Source organism: Variovorax sp. J22G73, assembly GCF_030317035.1.
GTDB lineage: Bacteria > Pseudomonadota > Gammaproteobacteria > Burkholderiales > Burkholderiaceae_C > Variovorax.
Window position 1 is genome coordinate 117978 of the sequence record NZ_JASZYK010000016.1, and the last position, 23821, is coordinate 141798.

General features: G+C 68.3%; 23 protein-coding genes. 15 read left to right on the forward strand and 8 right to left on the reverse strand.

All coding sequences use genetic code 11. The annotated features are described in order from the left end of the window. Nucleotides 1-58 precede the first annotated feature (58 nt). The 3 genes from QTI51_RS34535 to QTI51_RS34545 all read left to right on the forward strand — a co-directional run bounded on the left by QTI51_RS34535 (nucleotide 59) and on the right by QTI51_RS34545 (nucleotide 3370). On the forward strand, nucleotides 59-1300 hold the full coding sequence (locus QTI51_RS34535) for a CaiB/BaiF CoA transferase family protein (protein WP_116910172.1): 1242 nt from the start codon (nucleotides 59-61) through the stop codon (nucleotides 1298-1300). Further along, nucleotides 1297-2310, forward strand: coding sequence for a hydroxymethylglutaryl-CoA lyase (locus tag QTI51_RS34540; RefSeq protein ID WP_116910171.1), 1014 nt, complete (start codon nucleotides 1297-1299; stop codon nucleotides 2308-2310). The genes QTI51_RS34535 and QTI51_RS34540 overlap by 4 nt, the downstream gene beginning before the upstream one ends. A 64-nt stretch (nucleotides 2311-2374) precedes the next feature. Then, complete coding sequence (locus tag QTI51_RS34545; protein ID WP_116910170.1) at nucleotides 2375-3370, forward strand: Bug family tripartite tricarboxylate transporter substrate binding protein; 996 nt, start codon at nucleotides 2375-2377, stop codon at nucleotides 3368-3370. Between the two features lie 40 nt (nucleotides 3371-3410). Here the strand turns inward: QTI51_RS34545 and QTI51_RS34550 are convergent, their stop codons facing one another. From QTI51_RS34550 to QTI51_RS34560, 3 genes are all read right to left on the reverse strand, one after another. Next, nucleotides 3411-5360, reverse strand: coding sequence for a TRAP transporter large permease (locus QTI51_RS34550; RefSeq protein WP_116910169.1), 1950 nt, complete (start codon nucleotides 5358-5360; stop codon nucleotides 3411-3413). Further along, nucleotides 5357-6010 carry a TRAP transporter small permease subunit gene (locus tag QTI51_RS34555; RefSeq protein ID WP_116910168.1) on the reverse strand — a complete coding sequence of 218 codons (654 nt, stop codon included), beginning with the start codon at nucleotides 6008-6010 and terminating at the stop codon, nucleotides 5357-5359. Before QTI51_RS34555 ends, QTI51_RS34550 begins: the two co-directional genes overlap by 4 nt. A 116-nt stretch (nucleotides 6011-6126) precedes the next feature. Further along, nucleotides 6127-7242 (reverse strand): TRAP transporter substrate-binding protein, encoded by a 1116-nt coding sequence (locus QTI51_RS34560; RefSeq protein WP_116910167.1) that lies wholly within the window; start codon nucleotides 7240-7242, stop codon nucleotides 6127-6129. A 175-nt stretch (nucleotides 7243-7417) separates the two neighbouring features. On the opposite strand from QTI51_RS34560, the gene QTI51_RS34565 reads away from it, so the two are divergent. After that, complete coding sequence (locus QTI51_RS34565; RefSeq protein WP_116910166.1) at nucleotides 7418-7825, forward strand: rhodanese-like domain-containing protein; 408 nt, start codon at nucleotides 7418-7420, stop codon at nucleotides 7823-7825. A 122-nt stretch (nucleotides 7826-7947) separates the two neighbouring features. On the opposite strand, the gene lysM is transcribed toward QTI51_RS34565, so the two are convergent. Further along, nucleotides 7948-8421 (reverse strand): peptidoglycan-binding protein LysM, encoded by a 474-nt coding sequence (gene lysM, locus QTI51_RS34570; protein WP_116910165.1) that lies wholly within the window; start codon nucleotides 8419-8421, stop codon nucleotides 7948-7950. Between the two features lie 193 nt (nucleotides 8422-8614). On the opposite strand from lysM, the gene QTI51_RS34575 reads away from it, so the two are divergent. Next, nucleotides 8615-9400, forward strand: a complete 786-nt coding sequence (locus tag QTI51_RS34575) for a type III pantothenate kinase (RefSeq protein ID WP_116910164.1) — start codon at nucleotides 8615-8617, stop codon at nucleotides 9398-9400. Between the two features lie 15 nt (nucleotides 9401-9415). Here QTI51_RS34575 and QTI51_RS34580 read toward each other — a convergent pair whose 3' ends face one another. Genes QTI51_RS34580 through QTI51_RS34590 form a run of 3 tightly spaced genes read right to left on the reverse strand, consistent with a single transcriptional unit; the run spans nucleotide 9416 to nucleotide 12477 of the window. Continuing rightward, the gene (locus QTI51_RS34580; protein WP_116910163.1) at nucleotides 9416-10753 is read right to left on the reverse strand and encodes a serine hydrolase domain-containing protein; all 1338 of its coding nucleotides are present in this window, start codon (nucleotides 10751-10753) and stop codon (nucleotides 9416-9418) included. Nucleotides 10754-10773: 20 nt separating this feature from the next. Continuing rightward, nucleotides 10774-11589 carry a crotonase/enoyl-CoA hydratase family protein gene (locus QTI51_RS34585; protein WP_116910162.1) on the reverse strand — a complete coding sequence of 272 codons (816 nt, stop codon included), beginning with the start codon at nucleotides 11587-11589 and terminating at the stop codon, nucleotides 10774-10776. A gap of 39 nt (nucleotides 11590-11628) precedes the next feature. Then, nucleotides 11629-12477, reverse strand: coding sequence for a 3-hydroxybutyryl-CoA dehydrogenase (locus tag QTI51_RS34590; RefSeq protein ID WP_116910161.1), 849 nt, complete (start codon nucleotides 12475-12477; stop codon nucleotides 11629-11631). Nucleotides 12478-12664: 187 nt separating this feature from the next. Between QTI51_RS34590 and purT the strand changes: the two genes are divergently transcribed. The 10 genes from purT (at nucleotide 12665) to QTI51_RS34640 (ending at nucleotide 23131) form a co-directional block, all read left to right on the forward strand. Then, nucleotides 12665-13867 carry a formate-dependent phosphoribosylglycinamide formyltransferase gene (gene purT / locus QTI51_RS34595; protein WP_116910160.1) on the forward strand — a complete coding sequence of 401 codons (1203 nt, stop codon included), beginning with the start codon at nucleotides 12665-12667 and terminating at the stop codon, nucleotides 13865-13867. A gap of 150 nt (nucleotides 13868-14017) precedes the next feature. Continuing rightward, nucleotides 14018-14959: a LipP1 family hormone-sensitive lipase gene (gene lipP1, locus QTI51_RS34600; protein ID WP_116910159.1), complete on the forward strand. Its 942-nt coding sequence runs from the start codon at nucleotides 14018-14020 to the stop codon at nucleotides 14957-14959. Nucleotides 14960-15068: 109 nt separating this feature from the next. Next, entirely contained in the window at nucleotides 15069-15899 is an 831-nt protein-coding gene (locus tag QTI51_RS34605) for a helix-turn-helix domain-containing protein (protein ID WP_116910158.1), read from the forward strand. Nucleotides 15900-15918: 19 nt separating this feature from the next. After that, nucleotides 15919-16794, forward strand: a complete 876-nt coding sequence (locus QTI51_RS34610) for a branched-chain amino acid ABC transporter permease (protein WP_116910157.1) — start codon at nucleotides 15919-15921, stop codon at nucleotides 16792-16794. Between the two features lie 93 nt (nucleotides 16795-16887). After that, nucleotides 16888-17964, forward strand: coding sequence for a branched-chain amino acid ABC transporter permease (locus tag QTI51_RS34615; protein WP_116910156.1), 1077 nt, complete (start codon nucleotides 16888-16890; stop codon nucleotides 17962-17964). Then, nucleotides 17961-18779 carry an ABC transporter ATP-binding protein gene (locus QTI51_RS34620; protein ID WP_116910155.1) on the forward strand — a complete coding sequence of 273 codons (819 nt, stop codon included), beginning with the start codon at nucleotides 17961-17963 and terminating at the stop codon, nucleotides 18777-18779. Before QTI51_RS34615 ends, QTI51_RS34620 begins: the two co-directional genes overlap by 4 nt. After that, complete coding sequence (locus QTI51_RS34625) at nucleotides 18776-19549, forward strand: ABC transporter ATP-binding protein (RefSeq protein ID WP_116910154.1); 774 nt, start codon at nucleotides 18776-18778, stop codon at nucleotides 19547-19549. The genes QTI51_RS34620 and QTI51_RS34625 overlap by 4 nt, the downstream gene beginning before the upstream one ends. Before the next feature lie 5 nt (nucleotides 19550-19554). Beyond that, nucleotides 19555-21411 carry an AMP-dependent synthetase/ligase gene (locus QTI51_RS34630; protein ID WP_116910153.1) on the forward strand — a complete coding sequence of 619 codons (1857 nt, stop codon included), beginning with the start codon at nucleotides 19555-19557 and terminating at the stop codon, nucleotides 21409-21411. Between the two features lie 75 nt (nucleotides 21412-21486). Beyond that, the gene (locus QTI51_RS34635; protein WP_116910152.1) at nucleotides 21487-22650 is read left to right on the forward strand and encodes an ABC transporter substrate-binding protein; all 1164 of its coding nucleotides are present in this window, start codon (nucleotides 21487-21489) and stop codon (nucleotides 22648-22650) included. Nucleotides 22651-22657: 7 nt separating this feature from the next. Then, complete coding sequence (locus tag QTI51_RS34640) at nucleotides 22658-23131, forward strand: EVE domain-containing protein (RefSeq protein WP_116910151.1); 474 nt, start codon at nucleotides 22658-22660, stop codon at nucleotides 23129-23131. A gap of 34 nt (nucleotides 23132-23165) precedes the next feature. On the opposite strand, the gene QTI51_RS34645 is transcribed toward QTI51_RS34640, so the two are convergent. After that, nucleotides 23166-23819 (reverse strand): MarC family protein, encoded by a 654-nt coding sequence (locus tag QTI51_RS34645; RefSeq protein ID WP_116910150.1) that lies wholly within the window; start codon nucleotides 23817-23819, stop codon nucleotides 23166-23168. Nucleotides 23820-23821: the final 2 nt, after the last annotated feature.

Here is a 23821-nt window from a genome sequence, read left to right on the forward strand (position 1 = left end):
AGCTGGGTGCGCGGCTTTGTCATTCCGCTCGAGGGGGGCGCTGACCAGAATCGGGCCCATGAATCTTCCCCGCGTTCCCGATGTTTCCGACGTTCCCCACCTTTCCTTGAGCCCCGGCGCGCTGCAGGGCCTGCGCGTCATCGAGATGGGCCAGCTCATCGCCGGCCCCTTCGCCGGCAAGACGCTCGGCGAGTTCGGCGCCGACGTCGTCAAGATCGAGGCGCCCGGCGCCGGCGACCCGCTGCGCAACTGGCGCCTGCTGCAGGACGGCACCTCGGTGTGGTGGCAGGTGCAGTCGCGCAACAAGCGCTCGCTGGCGCTCGACCTTCGCAGCACCGAGGGCCAGGGCATCGCGCGCCGGCTCATCGCCGAGGCCGACGTGCTCATCGAGAACTTCCGCCCCGGCACGCTCGAAGGCTGGGGCATGGGCTACGAGGTGCTGAGCGAGCTGAACCCCGGCCTGGTGATGCTGCGCATCTCGGGCTACGGCCAGAGCGGCCCGTACCGCGACCTGCCGGGCTTCGGCGCCATCGGCGAGGCGATGGGCGGGCTGCGTCACCTCACCGGCGAGCCGGGCCGGGTGCCGGTGCGCTGCGGCATTTCGATCGGCGACACGCTCGCCGCGCTGCACGGCACCATCGGCGTGCTCACCGCGCTGTATCACCGCAAGGTCAACGGCGGCAAGGGACAGGTGATCGACGTGGCGCTGAACGAGGCGGTGTTCAACGTCATGGAAAGCCTGGTGCCCGAGTACAGCGCGTTCGGCGCGGTGCGCGAGGCCGCGGGCAGCGCGCTGCCGGGCATCGCGCCGTCGAACGCCTACCGCTGCGCCGACGGCTACGTGCTGGTGGCGGGCAACGGCGACAGCATCTTCCGCCGGCTGATGCAGACCATCGGCCGCGACGACCTGGGCGCCGACCCGGCGCTGGCGAACAACGCGGGCCGCGTGGCGCGCGTGGCCGAGCTCGACGCGGCCATCGAGGCCTGGACGCTGCCGCGCCCCGTGGCCGGGGTGCTCGAGGTGCTGGGCGCGGCGCGCGTGCCCGCGGGCAAGGTCTACACCGCGAAGGACATCGCCGAAGACCCGCACTACCGCGCGCGCGACATGCTGCTGCGCCAGCGCACGCGCGACGGCCACGACATCGAGGTGCCCGGCGTGGTGCCCAAGCTCATGGGCACGCCCGGCACGGTGCGCTCTTCGGCGCCGGGGCTCGGCGACGACACCGACGCGGTGCTGGCCGGGCTCGGTTTCACATCGGAAGACATCGCCGCGCTGCGCGGCAGGAAGGTGGTGGCATGAACAGCACGGTCTTGAACGAGCCGGTCTTGAACGAGTCGGCCTGGAACGGCAACGCACGGCGCGTGCAGATGTGCGAGGTCGGCCTGCGCGACGGCCTGCAGGTGGAGGCCGCCTTCGTGCCCACCCCCGAGAAGATCGCGCTGTGCAACGCGCTGTCGCGCGCGGGCATGGCGAAGATCGAGGTCACGGCCTTCGTGTCGCCGCAGGCGATTCCCGCGCTGCGCGACGCCGAGGTGGTGCTGCGCGAGATCGAGCGCGTGCCCGGCGTGGCCTACACCGCGCTGGTGCCCAACGTGCGCGGCGCGGAGCGCGCCATCGACGCGCGCGCCGACGAGATGAACCTGGTCATGTCGGCCAGCGAGAGCCACAACCTGGCCAACCTGCGCATGCTGCGCGAGCAGTCGTTCCGCGCGCTGGCCGAGGTGGCGGCGCTGGCGCGGCAGGCGGGCGTGGCGGTGAACGTGTCGCTGTCGTGCAGCTTCGGCTGCCCCATCGAGGGCGAGGTGCCCGAGGCCGAAGTGCTCCGCTGGTGCGCGCGCTTCGTGGACGAACTGGGCGCGGGCGGCGTCACGCTGTGCGACACCACCGGCATGGCGTACCCGGGGCAGGTGCAGGCGCTGGTGCGCGCCTTCGTGCAGCGCTGGCCCGGCACCGGGCTCACGCTGCACTTCCACAACACGCGCGGCATGGGGCTGGCGAACGTGCTGGCGGGCATCGACGCCGGCGCGCGCCGCTTCGACGCATCCATCGGCGGCATCGGCGGCTGCCCCTATGCGCCGGGCGCCACCGGCAATGTGTGCAGCGAGGAGATCGTGCACGCGCTCGAACTCATGGGCTACGACACCGGCGTCGACCTGGCCCGCGTGATCGACGCCGCGCGGCGGTTGCCGGCGCTCATCGGGCATGACATTCCGAGCCAGATCGTGAAGGCCGGCCGCCGGCTCGACCTGCATGCGCCGCCGGCCGATTTCGCGGCCACGCGCGAGCGGGCGCTGGCGCGCGCAGGCTGATCCGCGCCCACGGTTGCGCACCCCCCATTCGCGATTCGATTTCAAGAACCAACGGAGACATTCAATGACCCCCTCGAACCATTTCTTCCTTACGCGCCGCCAGCTCGGCGCGCTGGCCGCCGCCGCGCTGCTGGCCGGCACCGGCACCGCCGGCGCGCAGACCTATCCGTCGAAGCCCGTCACGCTGATGGTGCCCACCGCCGCCGGTGGCACCACCGACATCGCCGGTCGCATGCTGGCCGACCCGCTGGGCAAGGCGCTGGGCCAGCCGGTGATCGTGGACAACCGCGGCGGCGCCAGCGGCGTGATCGCCGCGGTGGCGGTGAAGCGCGCCGAGGCCGACGGCCACACGCTGCTGATGCAGTACTCGGGCTACCACGTCATCTCGCCCCACGTCACCAGGCAGAAGGCGCAGTGGGTGCCCGAGGACTTCCGCGCCGTGGCCAACGTGCTGAGCGCGCCGCAGGTGGTGGTGGTGCGCGAGGGCCTGCCGGTGAAGAACATGGCCGAGCTCATCGCCTACGCCAAGGCCCACCCGGGCAAGCTGACCTACGCATCGTCGGGCCCCGGCTCGCTGCAGCACGTGACGGGCGCCATGCTCGAGCAGCAGGCCGGCATCCAGCTCACGCACATTCCCTACAAGGGCACCGGCCCGGCGCTGCAGGACCTGCTGGGCGCGCAGGTGGACATGACCTTCGGCACGCCGCCGCCCTTCATGCCGTTCATCCAGTCGGGCAAGCTGCGCGCGGTGGCCGTCACCGGCAAGACGCGCGTGGCCTCGCTGCCCACCGTGCCCACGGCGGCGGAGGCCGGGCTGCCCAACCTGGACGCGACCTCGTGGTTCGCCGTGTTCGCGCCGGCGAAGACGCCGCAGCCCGTCATCGACAAGCTCACGGCCGAGATCGCCAAGGTGGTGGCAACGCCGGCCTTCCAGCAGAAGGCCTCCGAGCTCGGCGCCACCGCCGACTACATGAACCCGCAGAAGCTGGCCGACTACAGCAAGGCCGAGTACCTGCGCTGGGGCAAGGTGGTGGAGGCGGCGAAGATCGAAGGCGAATAAGTCTTCTCGCCCGCCGCGTGTTGCCTGCGCCCGGCTGCTGTTACTTGTAGAGCAGCTGCGGCAGCCACAGCCCGATCTGCGGCCACATGTACAGCAGCACGATCGCCAGGACCTGGATGCCCATGAACGGCAGCATGCCCAGGAAGATCTGGTTCAGCGTCACGTGCGGCGGGCTCACCCCCTTCAGGTAGAACGCGGCCATGGCCACCGGCGGCGAGAGGAACGCCGTCTGCAGGTTCAGCGCCACCAGCAGCCCGAAGAACAGCGGGTCGACGCCGAAGTTGTCGAGCAGCGGAATGAAGATGGGCATGAAGATCACGATGATCTCGGTCCACTCCAGCGGCCAGCCCAGCAGGAAGATGATGACCTGGCTCAAGATCAGGAACTCCACCTTCGTGAGGTTCATGCCCAGCACCCATTCCTCCACCAGCGCTTGCCCGCCCAGCAGCGCGAACGCGGCCGAGAAGATGGCCGAGCCCACGAACAGCCAGCACACCATGGCCGAGGTCTTGGCCGTGAGGAACACCGACTCCTTGAGCACCGCGAGGTTGAGCCGCCGGTAGGCCGCCGCCAGCAGCATGCCGCCGAGCGCGCCCATGGCGGCCGCCTCGGTCGGCGTGGCCAGCCCCAGCACGATGGAGCCCAGCACCGCGAAGATCAGCAGCATCAGCGGAAAGAACGAGGCGAGCAGCAGCTTGAAGATCTCCAGCCGCGCGAAGCTCAGGAACAGGTAGAACAACGTGACCAGCGCGCCGAAGACCGCGAAGGCGACCCACCACCAGGTGGGGGCGGGGCGCTGTGTCGCGGCTTCGGTGGACGGCTCCGCGGCGGTACTTTGCGCCGCGGCAGGCGGCTCGGCCAATGGCGCAGGCGATGTCGGAGGTGTTGAAGATGCTGCGGACGGCGCTGCCGTCTCGCCTTCCACGGGCGGCTCCTGCAGCCCGCCTTCCTGCGGAGGCTCCGCCAGCCCTCCTTCGCTCGGCGGCTCCTGCAGGCCGCCCTCGCTGGGCGCGCTGCGCACGGCCCCGATCTCCTCGATGTCGTAGCGCGCCTGCGCCTCCACCGTGGTCACGGCCTTGTAGCTGAAGCACGCCAGCAGCACGAACACCACGCCCGGCAGCGCGACGATGCCGAGCTGCCGGAGCACATGCGACATCGGCACGCCCGCGTTGCGCCGCCCCTTCAGCAGCCCCACCAGCGCATGCGCCGCGGGGCTGTCGGCCAGGCGCTGCGACAGCGGCGGCAGCGGCACCACGCGCTCGGCCTGCGACAGCGGCGGCGCCCATTGCGGCTTGAGCCATGCGACGACGATCACGTACAGCACGTAGAGCGACGACAGCATCAGCCCCGGAAAGAAGGCCCCCGCGTACAGCTGCACCACCGACACGCCCGCCGTGGCGCCGTACACGATGAGCAGCACCGAAGGCGGCAGCAAGATGCCCAGGCAGCCGCCCGCGGTGATGGCGCCCGCGGCCAGCGGCACGCTGTAGCCGCCGCGCAGCATGGCCGGCAGCGCCAGCAGGCCCATCAGCGTGACCACCGCGCCCACGATGCCGGTGGCCGTGGCGAAGATGGTGCAGGTCACCAGCGTGGCCACCGCCAGCGCGCCGGGCAGCCGCGCCAGCGCCAGGTGCAGGCTCTTGAAGAGCGACTCGATCAGGTTCGCGCGCTCCACCAGATAGCCCATGAACACGAACAGCGGCACCGCGATGAGCACGTCGTTGGCCATGGTCTTGAAGGCCGACTGCACCATCAGGTCGAGCGTGCGGTGCCAGTCGCGCTCGTAGGCCAGGAAGGTGAACACCATGCCCATGCCCATCAGCGTGAACGCGGTGGGAAAGCCCAGCATGATGGCCACCACCACCAGCGAGAGCATCAGCAGGCCCAGGTGGCCGTTGGTGATGGTGTCGGCGCTGGCCAGCACCGAGCCCGCGCCGACGACGATCAGCGCCATGAACGACAGGCCGAACCAGAGTTCGCGGCGGATCATCGCGCGGCTCCTTTCAGCGCGGGGGAGGGCGCGTGGGCTGCGGACTGCGCCACCACCACGCGGTCGAGCGCGGCGATGTCCGCGTCCTTCACGTGCACCATCTGCTTGAGCTTCTCGACGTCGACCTCTTCCACGTCCTGCTCGCGCGAGGGCCACGCGCCGGTGCGGATGCACAGCACGCAGCGCACGATTTCCACGATGCCCTGCAGCAGCAGCGTGAAGCCCGCCAGCGGAATGACGAACTTGAACGGGTACAGCGGCAGCGGCTCGGCCGAGAAGGTCTGCTCGCGAATGGCCATCGACTCGCCCGCGTACACCCAGCCGGCCCAGGTGAGCGCCACGATGCCGGGCAGGAAGAACACGATGTACAGCACCAGGTCCACCAGCGCCTGCGTGCGCGGGCGGAAGAAGCCGTAGAGCACGTCCCCGCGCACATGGCCGTTCTTGGACAGCGTGTACGCGCCGGCGGTCATGAACATGGCGCCGTACAGCATGATCTGCGCGTCGAGCACCCAGGCGTGGGGCTTGTTCAGCACGTAGCGCGAGAACACCTCCCAGCTGATCAGCAGCGTGAGCAGCAGCACGCACCAGGCGAAGGTCTTGCCGATCCAGGTGGAAAACCGGTCGACCGCGAGCAGAAAGGATTGCATCGGAACGAACTCCTCGCCGCGAGCCCTTGCAGGGCTGTCGCGGCTTGCGTGCAGGCATTGCACGGACATGAAAAAGAAGGGCACCACCCGGTGCCCCCCGCGTCGCTGGGCGCGCTTCAGGTCTTCTTCGCCTGCCGTCCGAAGTAGTGGTTGTAGGCCATCTTGAAATCGACCTCGTAGTCGTTCTGCCACTGGCCGGCGCGCTCGGCGAAGGTGCGCTGCGAGTCGAGCACCTTCTTGAACATCGGGTTCTCGGCCGACTTCTTGGCGATGGTCTTGTCCCACGAGGCGAGCTGCGCGCGCAGCACGGCGTCGGGTGTCTTGTAGAACTTGATGCCGCTCTTCTTCAGCTCTTCGTAGTCCTTCGAGTTGCGGTCGATGGCCTTCCAGCTCATGTCGGCGCTGGCGGCCTGCGTGGCGTACTCGATGATGGAGCGCAGCTCGGCGGGCAGCGCCTTGAGCTTGCCGCCGTTGAACAGCACCTCGAACTGTTCGCCGCACTGGTGAAAGCTCTGCAGCATGCAGTTCTTGGCCACGTCGGGAAAGCCCAGCACGCGGTCGCTCGATGCGTTGTTGAACTCGGCCGCGTCGATGAGCCCGCGGTCCAGCGCGGGCACGATCTCGCCGCCGGGCAGCGGGTTCACCGCCGCGCCCATGTCGGTGAACACATCGACCGCCAGGCCCACGGTGCGGAACTTCAGGCCCTTCATGTCCTCGGCCTTAGCCACCGGCTTCTTGAACCAGCCCAGCGGCTGCGTGGGCATGGGCCCGTAGAGGTAGGAGGCGACGTCGAGGTTGAGGCTCTTGTAGATCTCGTCCATCAGCGCCTTGCCGCCGCCGTAAGCGTGCCAGGCCAGGATCATGTTGGCGTCCATGCCGTAGCCCGGGCCCGACCCCCACAGCGCGAGCGCGGAGTTCTTGCCGTACCAGTACGCCACCACGCCGTGGCCGCCGTCGAGCGTGCCCTTGGCCACCGCGTCGAGCAGCTGGAAGGCCGGCACCACCGAACCGGCGGGCAGCACCTCGATCTTCAGGCGGTTGCCCGCCATGTCGTTCACCTTCTTGGCGTAGTCCTGCGCGTACTCGTGGAAGATGTCCTTGGCGGGCCAGGTGCTCTGGAAGCGCAGCGAGGTGGTCTGGGCCATGCTGACCATCGGCACGGACATGGCGCCCGCGGCCACCGCGGCGCCCTTGAGCAGCCCGCGGCGGCGGGGCATTTTGCTGTCTGTCATGTGTCTCTCTCCAAGTGGGACTGACTGGGAAAACCCAGGCCGCCGTCTTGGAGTTATGGTTTGACGGGCCAAGCCGCCATCTTTGGCGCGCGGGAACACGCCGACAAACAGGGTTTTCACGAACCGGTGAAAAATTCCGCTCATTGAAAACCCGAACCCCAAGGAATCAACTCCAATGACCGAACCCGAAAACAAGGGCTACGCCGGCGACGTGACGCCCGAGCAGGCCGCCCAGTGGATGACCAGCGGCGAGGCCGTGCTGGTCGACGTGCGCACCGACGCCGAGCGCGAGTGGGTCGGCTACGTGCCGGGCGCTGTCCCCCTGGCCTGGAAGCAATGGCCGGGCATGGCGATGAACCCCGCGTTCGACGACGGCGTGGTCGCCGCTGCCGCCGGTGGCAGGAAGGTCGTGCTGCTGTGCCGCAGCGGCGTGCGTTCCGTGGCCGCGGCCAGGCGCGCGACCGAGCTGGGTGTCGAGGCCTACAACATCCTCGAAGGGTTCGAAGGGAATCCGGACGAGCAAGGGCACCGGAACCAGGTCGGCGGGTGGCGCAAGCGCGGGTTGCCCTGGAAGCAGAACTAGAACCGAGTTTTTCGAGGTGCGCCGGCGGCCTGTACACCCGCCCAGGAACCGTTCTCTTGCGCACAAAACAAAAAGGCCCGCCGATCTCCCGGCGAGCCTTCGCATGAACAGCTTCGCGGCCGTTACTTGAGCGGCGGAATCCGCAGCTTCTGCCCCGGATAGATCTTGTCCGGGTTGCTCAGCATCGGCTTGTTCGCCTCGAAGATCGCGTTGTATTTGTTGGCGTCGCCGTAGTACTTCTTGGAGATGGCCGACAGCGTGTCGCCCTTCACCACGTCGTGGTACTGCGCGGGCGGCGCCGCGGGGGCGACGAGGTTGTTGTCCACGCTGGTCACGTTGGCCACGTTGCCGGCGGCCAGCGATGCCTTTTCGCTGGCTTCCTGCGAAGGCGCGTTGCCCGCGAGGGTGACCACGCCGCTGCTCGCCGCGTAGGTCACGACCAGCCCGGTGAGGCCGAGGTTCTGTGTCTCGATGTAGGTCTTGATGGCGGCTGCCGCGGCGGCGTTGGCGTCCGGTGCATCGGGGGTGGCGGCGTGGGCCGACGAGCCGCCGAACAGCTTTTCACCGGCTTCCTTGATGAAACTGAGCAATCCCATGGTTCTCTCCTTCGTGCGGTGGTTGAGTGGCAAGGACTGGCATGGTGCGGCGGAACGCGGCGCCCCGGCGTAGGCCCATGCCGCATATGCCGTCCATGGCGCCCGTGCCACCTGTGCCACCTGTGCGGCCGCCGTGCCGCCTGCGCGACGCCCCGCAAGCAGAAGTTTTCACAATGTCGCAATAATCCCGCGCATGGCATCCCCCTTCCTCGCGATCGACATCGGCAACACCCGCCTCAAATGGGCGCTCTACGACGGGGCCCATCCGGGGGCCGCGCTGCAGGCGCAGGGGGCCGAATTCCTGGACCACATCGAGCGGCTGGCCGACGGCCCCTGGGCCGACCTGCCCGCGCCGGCGTCCATGCTGGGCTGCGTGGTGGCCGGCGACGCGGTGCGCCGGCGCGCCGAGGAACAGATCAACGAGCGCTTCGACTGCACCCCGCGCTGGGTGATGCCGAGCGCGGGCGAGGCCGGCATCGTCAACGGGTACGACCACCCCACGCGCCTGGGCGCCGACCGCTTCGTGGCCATGATCGGCGCGCGGCATCGCATGCTGGCCGAGCAAGCGGGCCGCGAAGCGCTGCCGATGGTGGTGGTGATGATCGGCACGGCGGTCACCGTCGAGGCCATCGACGCCGGCGGCAAGTTCCTGGGCGGGCTCATCCTGCCGGGCCACGGCATCATGCTGCGCGCGCTGGAGTCGGGCACGGCCGGGCTGCACGTACCCACCGGCGAGGTGCGCGAGTTTCCGACCAACACCAGCGACGCGCTCACCAGCGGCGGCACCTACGCCATCGCGGGCGCGGTCGAGCGCATGGTGCAGCACGTGCGCTCGCACTGCGGCGCCGAGCCGGCCTGCTACATGACCGGTGGCGCGGGCTGGAAGATGGCGCCCGTGATGAACGGGCACTTCGAGCTGGTCGAGAGCCTGATCATGGACGGGCTGCTGGTCATCGCCCGCGAGCGGGCCGCCGCCTGAGCAGCCCTCTCGGGCTCAGGGCCGCATCAGCGCCTCGCCCAGCGCCTGGAACGCGGGCAGCGTGAGCGGGTCGTTGGCGCCGTTGGCCGCCACCGGGTGCGCCGCGTAGCGCACGATCACCATCTCGGCCTTCGGGTCGATGTAGATGCTCTGGCCGTGAATGCCGCGCGCCATGTACGCGCCGTGCGGGTTGTGCGACACCCACCACATGTCGCGGTAGCTCCAGCCCTGCAGCAGCGGATAGCCGGCCTTCACGAACCTGGCCGGGTCGCCGCCGCGCTGGATGTCGTCGACCACTGCCTTCGCAATGGCCTGCTGCCCGTTGGTGGCGCGACCGCCGTTGCGCAGGGTTTCGCCGAAGCGCGCCAGGTCGCGCAGCACGGTGTTCAGGCCGCCGCCGCCCGACTCGGTGCCGATGCGGTCGACCATGAAGTAGGCGTCCTGCTCGGCGCCGATGCGCCGCCAGATCTTCTCGCTCAGCAGGTCCGCCAGAGACTGGTTGCTGGCGCGGCGCAGCACCCAGGCCAGCACCTCGGCGTTGACGGTCTTGTACGCGAAGGCATCGCCGTGCTCGCCTTCCTTCTTCAGCGTGACGAGGAACTCGTAGAACGACTTCGGGCCGGTGTAGTTCGGGCCCTGCGTGAGCATGCCGCCGGCGCGTGCGTAGTCCCAGATCTCGGCCTTCGGGTCGGCGTAGTTCTCGGAGTAGTGCACGCCCACGGTCATGTCCATCACCTGGCGCACGGTGGCGTCGCCGTACGCCGTGTCCTTCAGCTCGGGAATGTATTGGGTGACGAGCGCGGACGGGTCGAGCTTGCCCTCGTCCGCGAGGATGGCGGCCAGCGTGCCCACGAAGGACTTGGTGACCGACATCGCGATGTGCGGGCGCTCGGGCGTGAGCGCGCCGAAGTACTTCTCGTAGACCACCTTGCCGCGGTGCATCACGAGGATGCCGTCGGTGTAGGTGCCCGAGATCATCTGGGCGAAGTTCAGCGTCTGCTCGTTGCCCGTGCTGCCGAGCGGCTTGAACGTGACGGCCTCGATCTGCACCGGCGACGTGGCCGCGGGCAGCGGGCTCGCGGCGCCGCTGCCGCGCCACACGTTGGCCGTGGGCACGGTCTCGCGCACGTGCGAGAAGCTCCAGCGCGTGCGCGGAAACACGCCGCCGGCCGGGTTGTCGAAGGTGATGAGCTTGTCGGGCGGGGGCGGAAAGCCCTTCATCCAGCCCAGCGCGTCGACCGAGGTGGCCGCGGGGTCGGGCAGCGCGGCGGGCGCGGGCGTCTGGGCGGAAGTGGTGTTCACTGCGAGCAGGGTGAAAGCGGCGGCGAGCGCCGTGCGAATGAAAAATGCCATGGCTGTGGGTGCAAGGCTGTTCAACGGCCGCTGAAGCGCGCGGGACGGCGTTCGACGAAAGAGCGCACGCCCTCGGCGGCGTCTTCGCTGTTCGACAGGCGCTTCTGCGTCTCGATGAACTCGCTCACGGCCGCCAGCGGCCCGTGCTCGATGGCCTTCAGCACATTGAGCCGCGTGGCCACCACCGCCAGCGGGGCCTGCGCCGCGATGCGCTGCGCGATGGCCAGCGCCGCGTCGAGTTCCTGGCCGGCGGGCACCACCTTCTGCACGAAGTTCAGGCGGTAGGCCTCGGCGCTGTCGAACTCGTCGGCCGTGAGCAGGTGCAGCATCGCGTTGCCCAGGCCGGCGCGCTCGGCCATGCGCAGCGTGGCGCCGCCCGTGGCCATGATGCCGCGCTGCACTTCCATCTGCGAGAAGCGGCAGTTGTCGGCCGCCACCACGATGTCGGCGCCCAGCATCAGCTCGATGCCCACGGTGAAGCAGATGCCCTTCACCGCCGCCACCATCGGCTTGGTGCGGCGGCGGTAGCCTTCCAGGCCGAAGTCGTGCGGCTCCACCAGCCCTTGCGGAATGGCCTTTTCGCCGCGCTTCATGTACTCGGCCACCGCCGGCAGGTCGAGCCCGGCCGTGAAGTGGTCGCCGAAGGCATGCAGCACGCCCACGCGCAGGTTCGGGTCGTCGTCCAGCCGGGTGTAGGCCTCGGCCAGCTGCTTGAACATGGGCGGCGTCCAGCCGTTGCGCTTGGCCGGGCGGTTGATGCCGATGAGCAGCACGTGGTCGAGCACCTGGGTGTCGATGCAGCCTTCGGTGGGGGGCGAGGTGGGGGTGGCGGTCATGTGCGTTTGTCTCCGGTTGTTCTTGTTGAAGCGCGGTATTTAGTAGGCGTACACGCCGCGGCCGGTCTTGCGGCCCAGCTGGCCGGCGGCGACCATTTCCTTCAGCAGCGGGCAGGGGCGGTACTTGGAGTCGCCGAACTGCTCGAGGTACACCTCCATCACCGCCAGGCACACGTCCAGGCCGATCATGTCGGCCAGCGCCAGCGGGCCGATGGGCTGGTTGCAGCCCAGCTTCATGCCCGCGTCGATGTCTTCCGCCGTGGCGATGCCCTCGGACAGCACGAAGAAGGCCTCGTTGATCATCGGCACCAGGATGCGGTTGACCACGAAGCCCGGCGCGTTCTTCACCGTGATGGGCGACTTGCCCAGGCGCTCGGCCAGTTCCTTCACCGCGTCGTGCGTGGCGTCGCTGGTGAGGTAGCCGCGAATCAGCTCCACCAGCGCCATCATCGGCACCGGGTTGAAGAAGTGCATGCCGATGAAGCGGTCGGCGCGCGAGGTGGCCGCGGCCAGTTGCGTGATGGAGATCGACGAGGTGTTCGACGCGATGATCACCTCGGGCGCCAGCAGGTCGTCGACCTGCTTGAGGATCTTCAGCTTGAGCGCATGGTTCTCGGTGGCCGCCTCGATGACCAGCTGCGCGCTCTTCAGGTCTTCGTAGTTGGTGGAGCCCTGGATGAGCGCCAGCGCGGCGGTCTTCTGCTCGGCGGTGAGCTTTTCTTTCTTGATCAGGCGGTCGAGGCTGCCCGACACGGTGGCCAGGCCCTTGTCGACCGCCGCCTGGGCGATGTCCACCATCACCACCTTCACGCCGGCCACCGCGCAGGCCTGCGCGATGCCGTTGCCCATTGTTCCGGCGCCGATGATGCCGACAGTCTGGATGGCCATGAGAAAACTCCTTGGAAAAACAAAAGAAAGGGAAAAAAGGGGAGCGCTCGCGGCCGGTGCCGCGGCAGGCCGTCGATTGTGAATCAGCCCCACGGCCGCGCCGTTGCCGCGTGTGACACACCCGGCGCGCGGGTGGCTTACAGTCCTGCGGTTGCGTTTTTCCCGTCTTTCTTTTCGACTCTCGACCATGACCACCCTCGGCACCCCCCTTTCCCCCTCCGCCACCCGCGTGATGCTGCTCGGCTCCGGTGAACTCGGCAAGGAGGTGCTGATCGCCCTGCAGCGCCTCGGCGTCGAGACCATTGCGGTCGACCGTTACGAGAACGCCCCCGGCCAGCAGGTGGCCCACCACGCGCGCACCATCACCATGAGCGACCCGGCGCAGCTCAAGGCGCTGATCGAGGCCGAGAAGCCCACGCTGGTGGTGCCCGAGATCGAGGCCATCGCCACGCCCATGCTGCAGCAGCTGGAAGACGCCGGCGTGGTGCGCGTGATTCCCACCGCCCGCGCCGCCCGCCTCACGATGGACCGCGAAGGCATCCGCCGCCTGGCCGCCGAGACGCTGGGCGTGCCCACCAGCCCGTACAAGTTCTGCGATTCGCTGGCCGAGCTGCAGGCGGCCATCGACGAAGGTATTGGTTATCCCTGCATCGTCAAGCCCGTGATGAGCAGCTCCGGCAAGGGCCAGAGCAAGATCGACGGCCCCGCCGACGTGCAGAAGGCCTGGGACTACGCCATGGCCGGCGGCCGCGTGAGCCACGGCCGCGTGATCGTCGAGGGCTTCATCGACTTCGACTACGAGATCACGCTGCTGACCGTGCGCGCCAAGGGCACGGCCGGCGCGGTGGAAACGAAGTTCTGCGACCCCATCGGCCATGTGCAGGTGAGCGGCGACTACGTGGAAAGCTGGCAGCCGCACCCCATGGCGCCCGCCGCGCTGCAGAAGGCGCAGCAGATCGCGCAGGCCGTCACGGCCGACCTGGGCGGGCAGGGCCTGTTCGGCGTGGAGCTGTTCGTGAAGGGCGACGAGGTGTGGTTCAGCGAGGTCAGCCCGCGCCCGCACGACACCGGCATGGTCACCATGGCCACGCAGTGGCAGAACGAGTTCGAGCTGCATGCGCGCGCCATCCTCGGCCTGCCGGTGGACACCTCGCTGAAGAGCCCGGGCGCCAGCGCGGTGATCTACGGCGGCGTGGACGCCACCGGCATCGCGTTCGACGGCGTGGCCGAGGCGCTGCAGGTGCCGGGCAGCGACATCCGCCTGTTCGGCAAGCCCGAGAGCTTCGTCAAGCGCCGCATGGGCGTGGCGCTGGTGCACGCGGCCGATACCGACACGGCGCGCAAGTTGGCCAAGGAAGCCGCCTCGCGCGTGAAGCCACGCACGGCTTGACCTGTATGGGGCACAGACCGCATCTGCGTGATTGCGCCCTGAAAGCGTCTTGAAGGCGCCATAGCCAGTTTCCGCAAGCCGCGCCTTCACGACGCGGGCATGGTGCGGGAAGATCGAGGGACACCCACTCTCGACCCTCCCGGAGACACCATGCTGCACCCCCAGGCGCGCGCCTTGCTCGACTTCATCGAGGCGCGCGGCATTCCGCCGACCCACACCCTCTCGCCCGCCGACGCGCGCGCCTTCTACCGCGAGCGCCGCACCGCCACGCAACCGCTGCCCGCCGAAGTGGCCGAGGTGCGCGACCTGGCGGCCGACGGTCCGCACGGGCCCATTCCGGTCCGGCTCTACAGGCCGCTCGGTTCGGGCGCCGGCCCGCTGCCGGTGCTCGTGTACTACCACGGGGGCGGCTGGGTCATCGGCGACCTCGACACGCACGACGTGCTGTGCCGCGAACTGGCCAACGGCGCGGGCTGCGCCGTGGTGGCGGTCGACTACCGCATGGGGCCCGAGCACCGCTTTCCCGCCGCGGTGGACGACGTGCTCGCCGCCACCCGCTGGGTGCGCCGCGAAGCCGCCACGCTCGGGCTCGACGCGGGCCGCATGGCCGTGGGCGGCGACAGCGCGGGCGGCAACCTCGCGGCCGTGGCGGCCATTGCCGCGCGCGATGCCGGCGACCTGCCGCTCGTGTACCAGCTGCTCATCTATCCGGCCACCGACATGCGCCGCGGCCATCCGTCGCACCAGGCGAACGGGCAGGGCTACCTGCTGACCAGCGACACGATGAAGTACTTCCACGACCACTACATCACCGACCCCGCGCACGACCTCGACTGGCGCGCCTCGCCGCTGCTGCACACCGACCTGTCGGCGCTGCCGCCGGCGCTGGTCGTCACCGCCGGCTACGACCCGCTGCGCGATGAGGGCGCCGCGTATGCGCAGGCGCTCACCGCCGCCGGCAACCACGCCGCGTACGTGTGCTTCGAGCGCCAGATCCATGGCTTCATCACCATGGGCAAGATGCTCGACGAGGCCAACACCGCGGTCGCGCTGTGCGCGTCGGAGCTGCGCCGCGCGTTCGCGCAGGCCTAGGGAAAGTCCCCGCGCAAATCGCCATCGCGCGAGCGGTTCGCGCCGCTACGATCCAGCCAACCCAGACGCCACCGCAGAGTGGCAACCCATCGATTGCAGGAGACAAACCATGCAGCGAACGAGGACGACGCCACCCGAGCGTGGCGCCGCAAGGCAGGGCGAACGCCTGATGTGGCTCACGCCGCACCGCGTGTTCTATGCCGGCCTGCTCGGCGCGGCGGCCGAGCGCACGATGGGCGGCCACGGCGTGTGCGTGTCGCCCGCCGGCGCGCCGCCCAACCGCATCCGCATCGGCGGCGGCGCCTGGCAGACGGGCGAGCTCATCGTGGTGCCGCCGCACGTGCCGCACCAGGTCGAGAGCGCGCACCCGCTCATCTTCAGCCTGCTGATCGAGTCGGAGTCGGTCGACCCGGCGCGCATGCCAGCCTTCTTGCAGCACTGCGGCCCGGTGGAGGCGCCGGCCTTCGTGCAGCGCGTGCGCGACGCCCATGCCCACCTGCTGGCGGCCTCGGGCCGCGGCACCGACTTCGAGGGCTTCGACTTCGACCACCTGTTCTTCGGCGAGGCGCTTGCGCCGCGCGCGCTCGACGCGCGCATCCGCAAGGTGGCCGACGCCATCAACGCCGACCCGGCCGCGCCCATGTCGGCCGAAGACTGCGCGGCCTCGGTGCACCTGTCGTTCTCGCGCTTCCTGCACCTGTTCAAGCAGGAGACGGGCATGGCCTTCAGGGCATTTCGCGCATGGAAGCGCGCGCGCAGCCTGCTGCGCTACGTGCGCCAGGACAGCACGCTGACCGACATCGCGCTGGACACCGGCTACCCCGACTCCACGCACTTCAGCCATTCGATTCGCCAGGTGTACGGCCTGAAACCCAGCGACATCCTGGCCGGCTCGCGGCGCCTCGCGCTGCACGACGCGGCCGGCGGCTTGCGGCACTGAGCGCGACACGAAGGACCCCATGCAGATCCTTCAACTCCTGCTCTCGGGCATTGCGCAAGGTTGTATCTACGGGCTCATCGCGCTGGGCTTCGTGCTCATCTACAAGGCCACCGAAACGGTGAGCTTCGCGCAGGGCGACCTGATGATGCTCGGCGCCTTCGGCGCGTTCGCCGGCATGTCGCTGTTCGGCCTGCCGTTCTGGCTCGCGGCCGTGCTGGCCATCGTGGCCATGGCGGCCTTCGGCGTGCTGCTGGAGCTGGTGGTGATCCGCCCGATATTGGGCCAGCCGCAGTTCTCCATCGTCATGCTCACCATCGGCATCGCCTACGTGGCGCGCGGGCTCATCACGATGGTGCCGGGCATCGGCACCGAGACGCACACGCTGGCCGTGCCCTACAAGGACCAGATCTGGAAGCTGGGCGAGCTGGTGGTCAACCTGGAGCAGCTGGCCATCATCGTGGCCACCGCCGTGCTGTGCGGCCTGCTGTTCGCGATGTTCCGCTACAGCAAGCTGGGCATCGCGATGCAGGCGTCGTCGCAGAACCAGCTGGCCGCGTACTACATGGGCATTCCGGTGAAGCGGCTCAACGGGCTGGTGTGGGGCCTGGCCGCCGCGGTGGCTGCCATTGCCGGCATGCTGCTGGCGCCCATCACCTTCGTGCACGCGAACATGGGCTTCATCGGGCTGAAGGCGTTTCCGGCGGCGGTGGTGGGCGGCTTCGGCAGCCTGCCGGGCGCCATCGTGGGCGGGCTGGTGATCGGCATCGTCGAGTCGTTCGCGGGCTTCTACCTGCCCGACGGGTTCAAGGACACGGCGCCGTACATCGTGGTGCTGCTGATGCTCATGGTGAAGCCGAACGGCCTGTTCGGCGAAAAGCTGCGCAAGAAGGTCTAGAACACATGCGCCCCCACGCTCGTCACTTCGTGTACTCGCTGCCCACCGAGGGGGCGCAGCTCCGCCTCGAGCCGGCCCGGCCGCGGACCTGATATGCGCTTCATCTTCAAGACCAGCTACGACCAGGACATCCGCCTCGCGCGGCACGGCGGCCATGTGTTCTGGTACGGCCTGCTCGTGGCCTTTCTCGTGGCTGCGCCGTGGATCATCGAGGAGTACTGGCTCGCGCAGCTCACCTTCGTGCTCATCTACGGCATCGTCGGCCTGGGGCTGATGCTGCTCGCCGGCTTCACCGGGCAGTTCTCCATCGGGCATGCGGCGTTCCTGGGAACGGGGGCCTACGCGCAGGGCGTGCTGACGAACCTGGGCGTGCCGTTTCCGCTGGCGCTGGTTGCCGCGGCGGCGCTGTCGGCGGGCGTGGGCGTGGTGGTCGCGCTGCCGGCGCTGCGCGTGAAGGGCATCTACCTGGGCATCGCGACGCTGTCCTTCGGCTTCATCGTGGAAGAGGTGTTCGCGCGCTGGGAGAGCGTGACGGGCGGCAACGCCGGCCTGCACGTGAAGTCGCCGCAGCTCTTCGGCTGGTCGCTGGGCTCGGGCGATGGCTTCTACTTCCTGTGCCTGGTGGTGGCGGTGCTGAGCACGCTGGGCATCCTGAACCTGCTGCGCTCGCCCACGGGGCGCGCCTTTGTCGCGATTCGCGATTCGGAAATCTCGGCGCAGAGCATGGGCATTCACCTGGCGCGCTACAAGACGATGTCGTTCGCCATCTCGGCCGCGCTCGCGGGGCTGGGCGGGGCGCTGTACGCGCACAAGCTGAGCTTCATTTCGCCGGACCAGTTCAGCATCCTGCAGTCGATCGACCTGCTGCTGATGGTGGTGATCGGCGGGCTGGGGTCGGTGCACGGCGCGTTCCTGGGCGCGATCTTCCTGATCGCGATGCCGCAGCTGATCTCGATGGGCAAGGACTGGCTGCCCGCGGTCGTGGGGCAGGCGCCGGGGCTGCAGGGGCTGGTGTACGGGCTGGTGCTGATCGCGTTCGTGCTGTTCGAGCCGCTGGGGCTGTACGGGCGCTGGCTGAAGATTCGCACCTGGCTGCAGCTCTTTCCGTTCTACCGCAGGGGGTTGTTCAAGCGGCAGAAGTCGTTCACCAAGTCGGACCGTTTGAGATGAGCGACGACATTCTTCTTTCCGCGAAGGAGCTCAGCGTGCGCTTCGGCGGCGTGCTGGCGGTGAACAAGGTGAGCTTCGACGTGCAGCGCGGCGAGGTGTTCACGCTGATCGGCCCGAACGGCGCGGGCAAGACGACGGTGTTCAACCTGATCAGCCGCATCTACACGCCGACCACGGGCGAGATCACGTGGCACGGCGAGGACAGCGGACCGATCGCGTTGACGCAGCAGGCGCCGCATGCCATCGCGGCGCTGGGCATTGCGCGCACCTTCCAGAACATCGAGCTGTTCGAGCACGCGACGGTGTTGCACAACCTGCTGATCGGGCGCCACACGCACCGGCGCACGGGCTTCTGGAGCGAGGTGTTCTTCACACCCGCCACGCGGCGCGCGGAGATCGCGGCGCGCGAGAAGGCGGAGCAGGTGATAGAGCTGCTCGACCTGCAGCACCATCGCGATTCAATGGTGGCGGGGCTGCCCTATGGCGTGCGCAAGGTGGTCGAGCTGGCGCGTGCGCTGTGCACGGAGCCCAAGCTGCTGCTGCTCGACGAGCCGTCTTCGGGCCTCAATGTGGAAGAAACGGCGGACATGGCGTTCTGGATCCAGGACATCCAGCACGAGCTGGGCGTGTCGGTGCTGATGGTGGAGCACGACATGTCGCTGGTGTCCAAGGTGTCCGACCGCGTGCTCGCCATGAACATGGGCGAGGTGCTGGCCACCGGGTCGCCGCGCGAGGTGCAGGCCGATCCGCGTGTCGTGGAGGCCTACCTCGGGACCGTGGACGACGTGAGCAGCTTGAGGAGGGTGGCTGCATGAGCGACGCAGTCCTCCAGCTCCTGAACGTGGAGAGCGCCTACGGCCCCATCAAGGCGATTCGCGGCGTGAGCCTGAAGGTGCGGCAAGGCGAGATCGCGACCGTGCTCGGCTCCAACGGCGCGGGCAAGACGACCATCCTGAAGACCATCTCGGGAATCATCGACCCGCGCAAGGGCAGCATCGAATTCCAGGGCAAGGACATCACCGCCAAGGACCCGGCGTACATCGTGCAGCAGGGCCTGAGCCACGTGCCCGAAGGCCGCGAGGTGTTTCCGCTGCTGTCGGTGAAGGACAACCTGCTGATGGGCGCCTACACCCGCAAGGACCGCGACGGCGTGGCACGCGACATGGAAACGGTCTACAGCTACTTTCCCATTCTTCGCGAGCGCGCCACGCAGGACGCGGGGCTGCTGTCGGGCGGGCAGCAGCAGATGCTGGCGATCTCGCGCGCGATCATGGCCGCGCCGCACCTCATTCTTCTGGACGAACCCAGCCTGGGCCTGAGCCCGAAACTGACGAAGGAAATCTTCGAGATCGTGGTGCGCATCAACCGCGAGCGCGGCACCACCATCCTGCTGGTGGAGCAGAACGCCAACATGGCGCTCAATGCCGCCGACCACGGCTACGTGCTGGAAAACGGCCGCATCGTGATGGAAGACACCTGCGAACGCCTGCGGGAGAAGGAAGACATCAAGGAGTTCTACCTGGGCGTGAAAGACGACGGCGTGCGCGGCGAGCGGCGCTGGAAAAAGAAGAAGACCTGGAGGTAGGCGCCATGCAAGGACTCTGGGACCTGAACACCTTCGCCCCGCGGCTCGACGTGGTCGTGCCGGGCGAGACCATTCCCGCCATGTTCTGGAACGCGGTGAAGCAACGCGGCGACACCACCTGGATGCGGCAGAAGGAACTCGGCATCTGGCGCACCTGGAGCTGGCACCAGACGGCCGACGCGGTGCGCGAGATTGCGGCCGGCCTGCAGGCCACCGGCTTCGCGCCCGGCGAGTGCGCGTCGATCCTGTCGAACACGGTCATCGAATGGGTGCTCGCCGACCTGGGCGTGCTCAGTTGCGGCGGGGTGTCCAACGGCATCTACCCGACCGACGCGGCCTCGCAGGTGCACTACCTGTGCGAAGACTCGCGCACCACCGTGCTCTTCGTGGAAGACGACGAGCAGCTCGACAAGGCGCTCGAGGTGCGCGCCGGCCTGCCGGGCCTGCGCCGCATCGTGGTGTTCGACATGGAGGGCCTGCGCGAACTGGACGACGCGGGCGTGATGAGCCTCGAGGCATTGCGCGCGCTGGGCCGCGCGCGCCTGGCCGCCGAGCCGCGGTGCGTGGAGCGCACGGTGGCGGCGTGCCGGCCGGAGGACCTGGCCATCCTGGTCTACACCTCGGGCACCACCGGCAAGCCCAAGGGCGCGATGCACAGCCACGCGGGGCTGGTGTACACCGCGCGCGGCTACAACACGCTCATCGCGCAGGACGAGACCGACGAGCGCATGTGCTTCCTGCCGCTGTGCCACATCGCCGAGCGCATGGGCGGCGAGTATTTCGCGATGTACACGGGCTCGATCCTCAACTTCGTCGAGAACCCCGAGACGGTGCCTGAGAACGTGCGCGAGATTGCGCCGACGGTGTTCACCGCGGTGCCGCGCGTGTGGGAGAAGTTCTATTCGGGCGTGATGATCGCGCTGAAGGAGGCCAGCCCGCTGCAGCAGGCGGCCTACAAGTGGAGCATCGGCGTGGGCGAGGACATTGCCGCACGCGTGCTCGAAGGCCGGCCGGTGGGCGCGGCGCTGAAGCTCAAGTTCAGGCTGGCGCGGGTGCTGGCGCTGGACAACGCGCGCAAGCTCATCGGCATTCACCGCGCGCGCTTCCTGGTGACGGGCGCGGCGCCCATTTCGCCCGAGCTGGTGAAGTGGTACCTGGCGCTGGGCGTGCCCATGCTGGAAGTGTGGGGCATGACCGAGTCGTGCGGCGCGTCGACCGCGGTGCCGGCGGCCCGCATCAAGCCCGGCTCCATCGGCCCGGCCACGGGCTACAACGAGGTGCGCATCGACGCCGCCTCGGGCGAAATCTTGGTGCGCGGGCCCAACGTGTTCATGGGTTACCTCAACCTGCCCGAGAAGACGGCCGAGACCATCGACGCCGACGGCTGGCTGCACACGGGCGACGTGGGCGTGATGGACGGGGACGGGTATTTCCGCATCACCGACCGCATGAAAGACATCATCATCACGGCGGGCGGGAAGAACGTGACGCCCAGCGAGCTGGAGAACGAGCTCAAGTTCAGCCTCTACATCACCGATGCGGTGGTTATCGGCGACAAGAAACCGTACCTCACGGTGATCGTCATGATCGACCAGGAGAACGTCGAGAAATTCGCGCAGGACAACGACGTGCCGTTCAGCAACTACGAGAGCCTGACGCGCACGCAGGAAGTGCAGGACCTGATCCAGGGCGAGATCGACCGCGTCAACGCCCGGTTCGCGCGCGTGGAGCAGATCAAGAAGTTCTTCCTGCTCGAGACGCAGCTCAGCGCCGAGGACGAAGAGCTCACGCCCACGATGAAGCTCAAGCGCAAGCTGGTGCAGGCCAAGTACGCGGAGCGCATCGAGGCCATGTACAGGTAGACAGGTAGGCCATGCACAGGCAGCGCCACTGATATTGCCGATCCGTTTTTTTCGCCAACCCGAGGAGACAACCGCATGAAGCTCAAGACATTGACGACTTTGGCCGTGCTGGGCCTGATCGCGGCGCACGCGTCCGCGCAGCAGCAGGGCGTGAGCAAGGACGAGATCCGCATCGGCACCATCCAGGACCTGTCGGGCCCGCTCGCGGGCTTCGGCAAGCAGGCGCGCAACGGCATGCAGCTGCGCGTGGACGAGCTCAACGAGCAGGGCAACGTCAACGGGCGCAAGCTCAAGCTCTTCGTGGAGGACTCGGGCTACGACCCGAAGAAGGCGGTGCTGGCCGCGCAGAAGCTGGTGAACCAGGAAAAGATCTTCATCATGGCCGGCCACATCGGCACGGCGCAGAACATGGCGGCGATGCCGGTGCAGTTCGACAAGAACATCATCAACTACATGCCCATCACCGCGGCGCGCGAGATGTACGAGCCGCTGAACCGGCTGAAGTACTCGTTCGCGGCCACCTACTACGACCAGATCCGCCTGGCGTTGCCCAAGATGATCAAGGACAAGGGCGCCAAGAAGGTCTGCACCATCTACCAGGACGACGAGTTCGGCCTGGAGGTGCAGCGCGGCGCCGAGGCCGGGCTGAAGGCCGCGGGCATGGAGCTGGCCGAGAAGACCTCGTTCAAGCGCGGCGCCACCGACTTCAGCTCGCAGGTCGCGAAGATGAAGGCGGCCAACTGCGACCTGGTGGTGCTGGGCACCATCATTCGCGAGACCATCGGCACCGTGGGCGAGGCGCGCAAGACGGGCTTCAACCCGACCTTCATCGGCTCCAGCGCGGCGTACACCGACCTGATCCACAAGCTGGGCGGCAAGGCGATGGACGGCGTGTACGCCACCATGACCGTGCAGAACCCCTACACCGACGAGCAGTCGCAGCCGCTGCGCTTCTGGGCCAACAAGTACAAGACCAAGTTCAACGAAGACCCGACGGTGTTCTCGGTGTACGGCTACGTGATCGTCGACTCGTTCATTAAGGCGGCGACCAAGGCCGGCCCCAACCTCACGACCGACAGTTTCATCAAGGCGATGGACAGCATCACCTTCGAGCCCGACATGTTCGGCAGCCCGAAAAGCACCTACACGGCCACCAAGCGCCTGGGCAACGACCAGTCGCGGCTGTCGCAGATCAAGGACGGCAAGTGGGTGGTGGTGTCCGACTATGTGACACCATGACGGGACCATGCCCACCGAACACCCGAACTATTGGTTGATGAAGTCCGAGCCCGACGAGGTCTCGATCGACGACGCGCTCGCCGCGCCCGACGCCACCGTGGCGTGGACCGGCGTGCGCAACTACCAGGCACGCAACTTCATGCGCGACGGCATGAAGGTCGGCGACGGCGTGCTGTTCTATCACTCGAGCTGCCCGGAGCCGGGCATCGCCGGCATCGCGCGCGTGGCCTCGGGCGTGAAGCCCGACCCGACGCAGTTCGACGCGAAGTCGCCGTACTACGACGCCAAGTCGAAGCCGGACGATCCGCGCTGGCTGCTGGTGGACGTGCAGGCGCTGCGCAAGACGCGGCTGCTGGCGCTGCCCGAGCTGCGCGAGAAGCCGGAGCTGGCCGAGCTGGTGGTGCTGCGCAAGGGCAACCGGCTGTCGATCACGCCGGTGGAGCCGGCGCACTGGAAGGTCATCGAGAAGATGCTGGGCTGAACTCGTTCAACCCGCTCAACCCGTTGAATCCGGTTCACGCGATCTTCGACAGCACCGGAAACAGCTTGCCCAGTCCGTCCGCCATCACCTCGACCGCGAGCGCGGCCAGGATCAGGCCCATCAGCCGGGTCATGATGTTGATGCCCGTTTTGCCCAGCACCCGCGCGATGGGTTGCGCGAGCGAGAAGGCCAGCGCGGTCGCCAGCGCCACCACCACGCCGTAGCCGACCAGCACCGCCAGCTCCCACAGGTGCTGCGCCTTGTCGGCGTAGATCACCACGGTCGAGATGGCCGCGGGCCCGGTCAGCAGCGGGATCGTGAGCGGCACCACGGCAATGGAGGCGCCCATCGAGGCCTTGACCTCGGTGGCGCGCAGCTCCTCGACGTTGGTCTTGCTCTCGGCCGGCTTGGCGTTCAGCATCGACATCGAGCTCATGAGCAGCAGCAGGCCGCCGCCCACCTGGAAGCTCGCGATCGAAATGCCGAAGAACGACAGCAGCTGCAGCCCGAGCAGCGCGCTCACCGCGATGACCACGAACGCGCTGAACGCCGACATGCGCACCGTGTGGCGGCGCTGCGCGTCGCTGTAGCCCTGCGTGTAGTGGATGAAGAAGGGCACGATGGCCAGCGGGTTGACGATGGCCACCAGCGTGACCAGCGGCTTGATGAGGTCCATCGAGGTGCTCATGG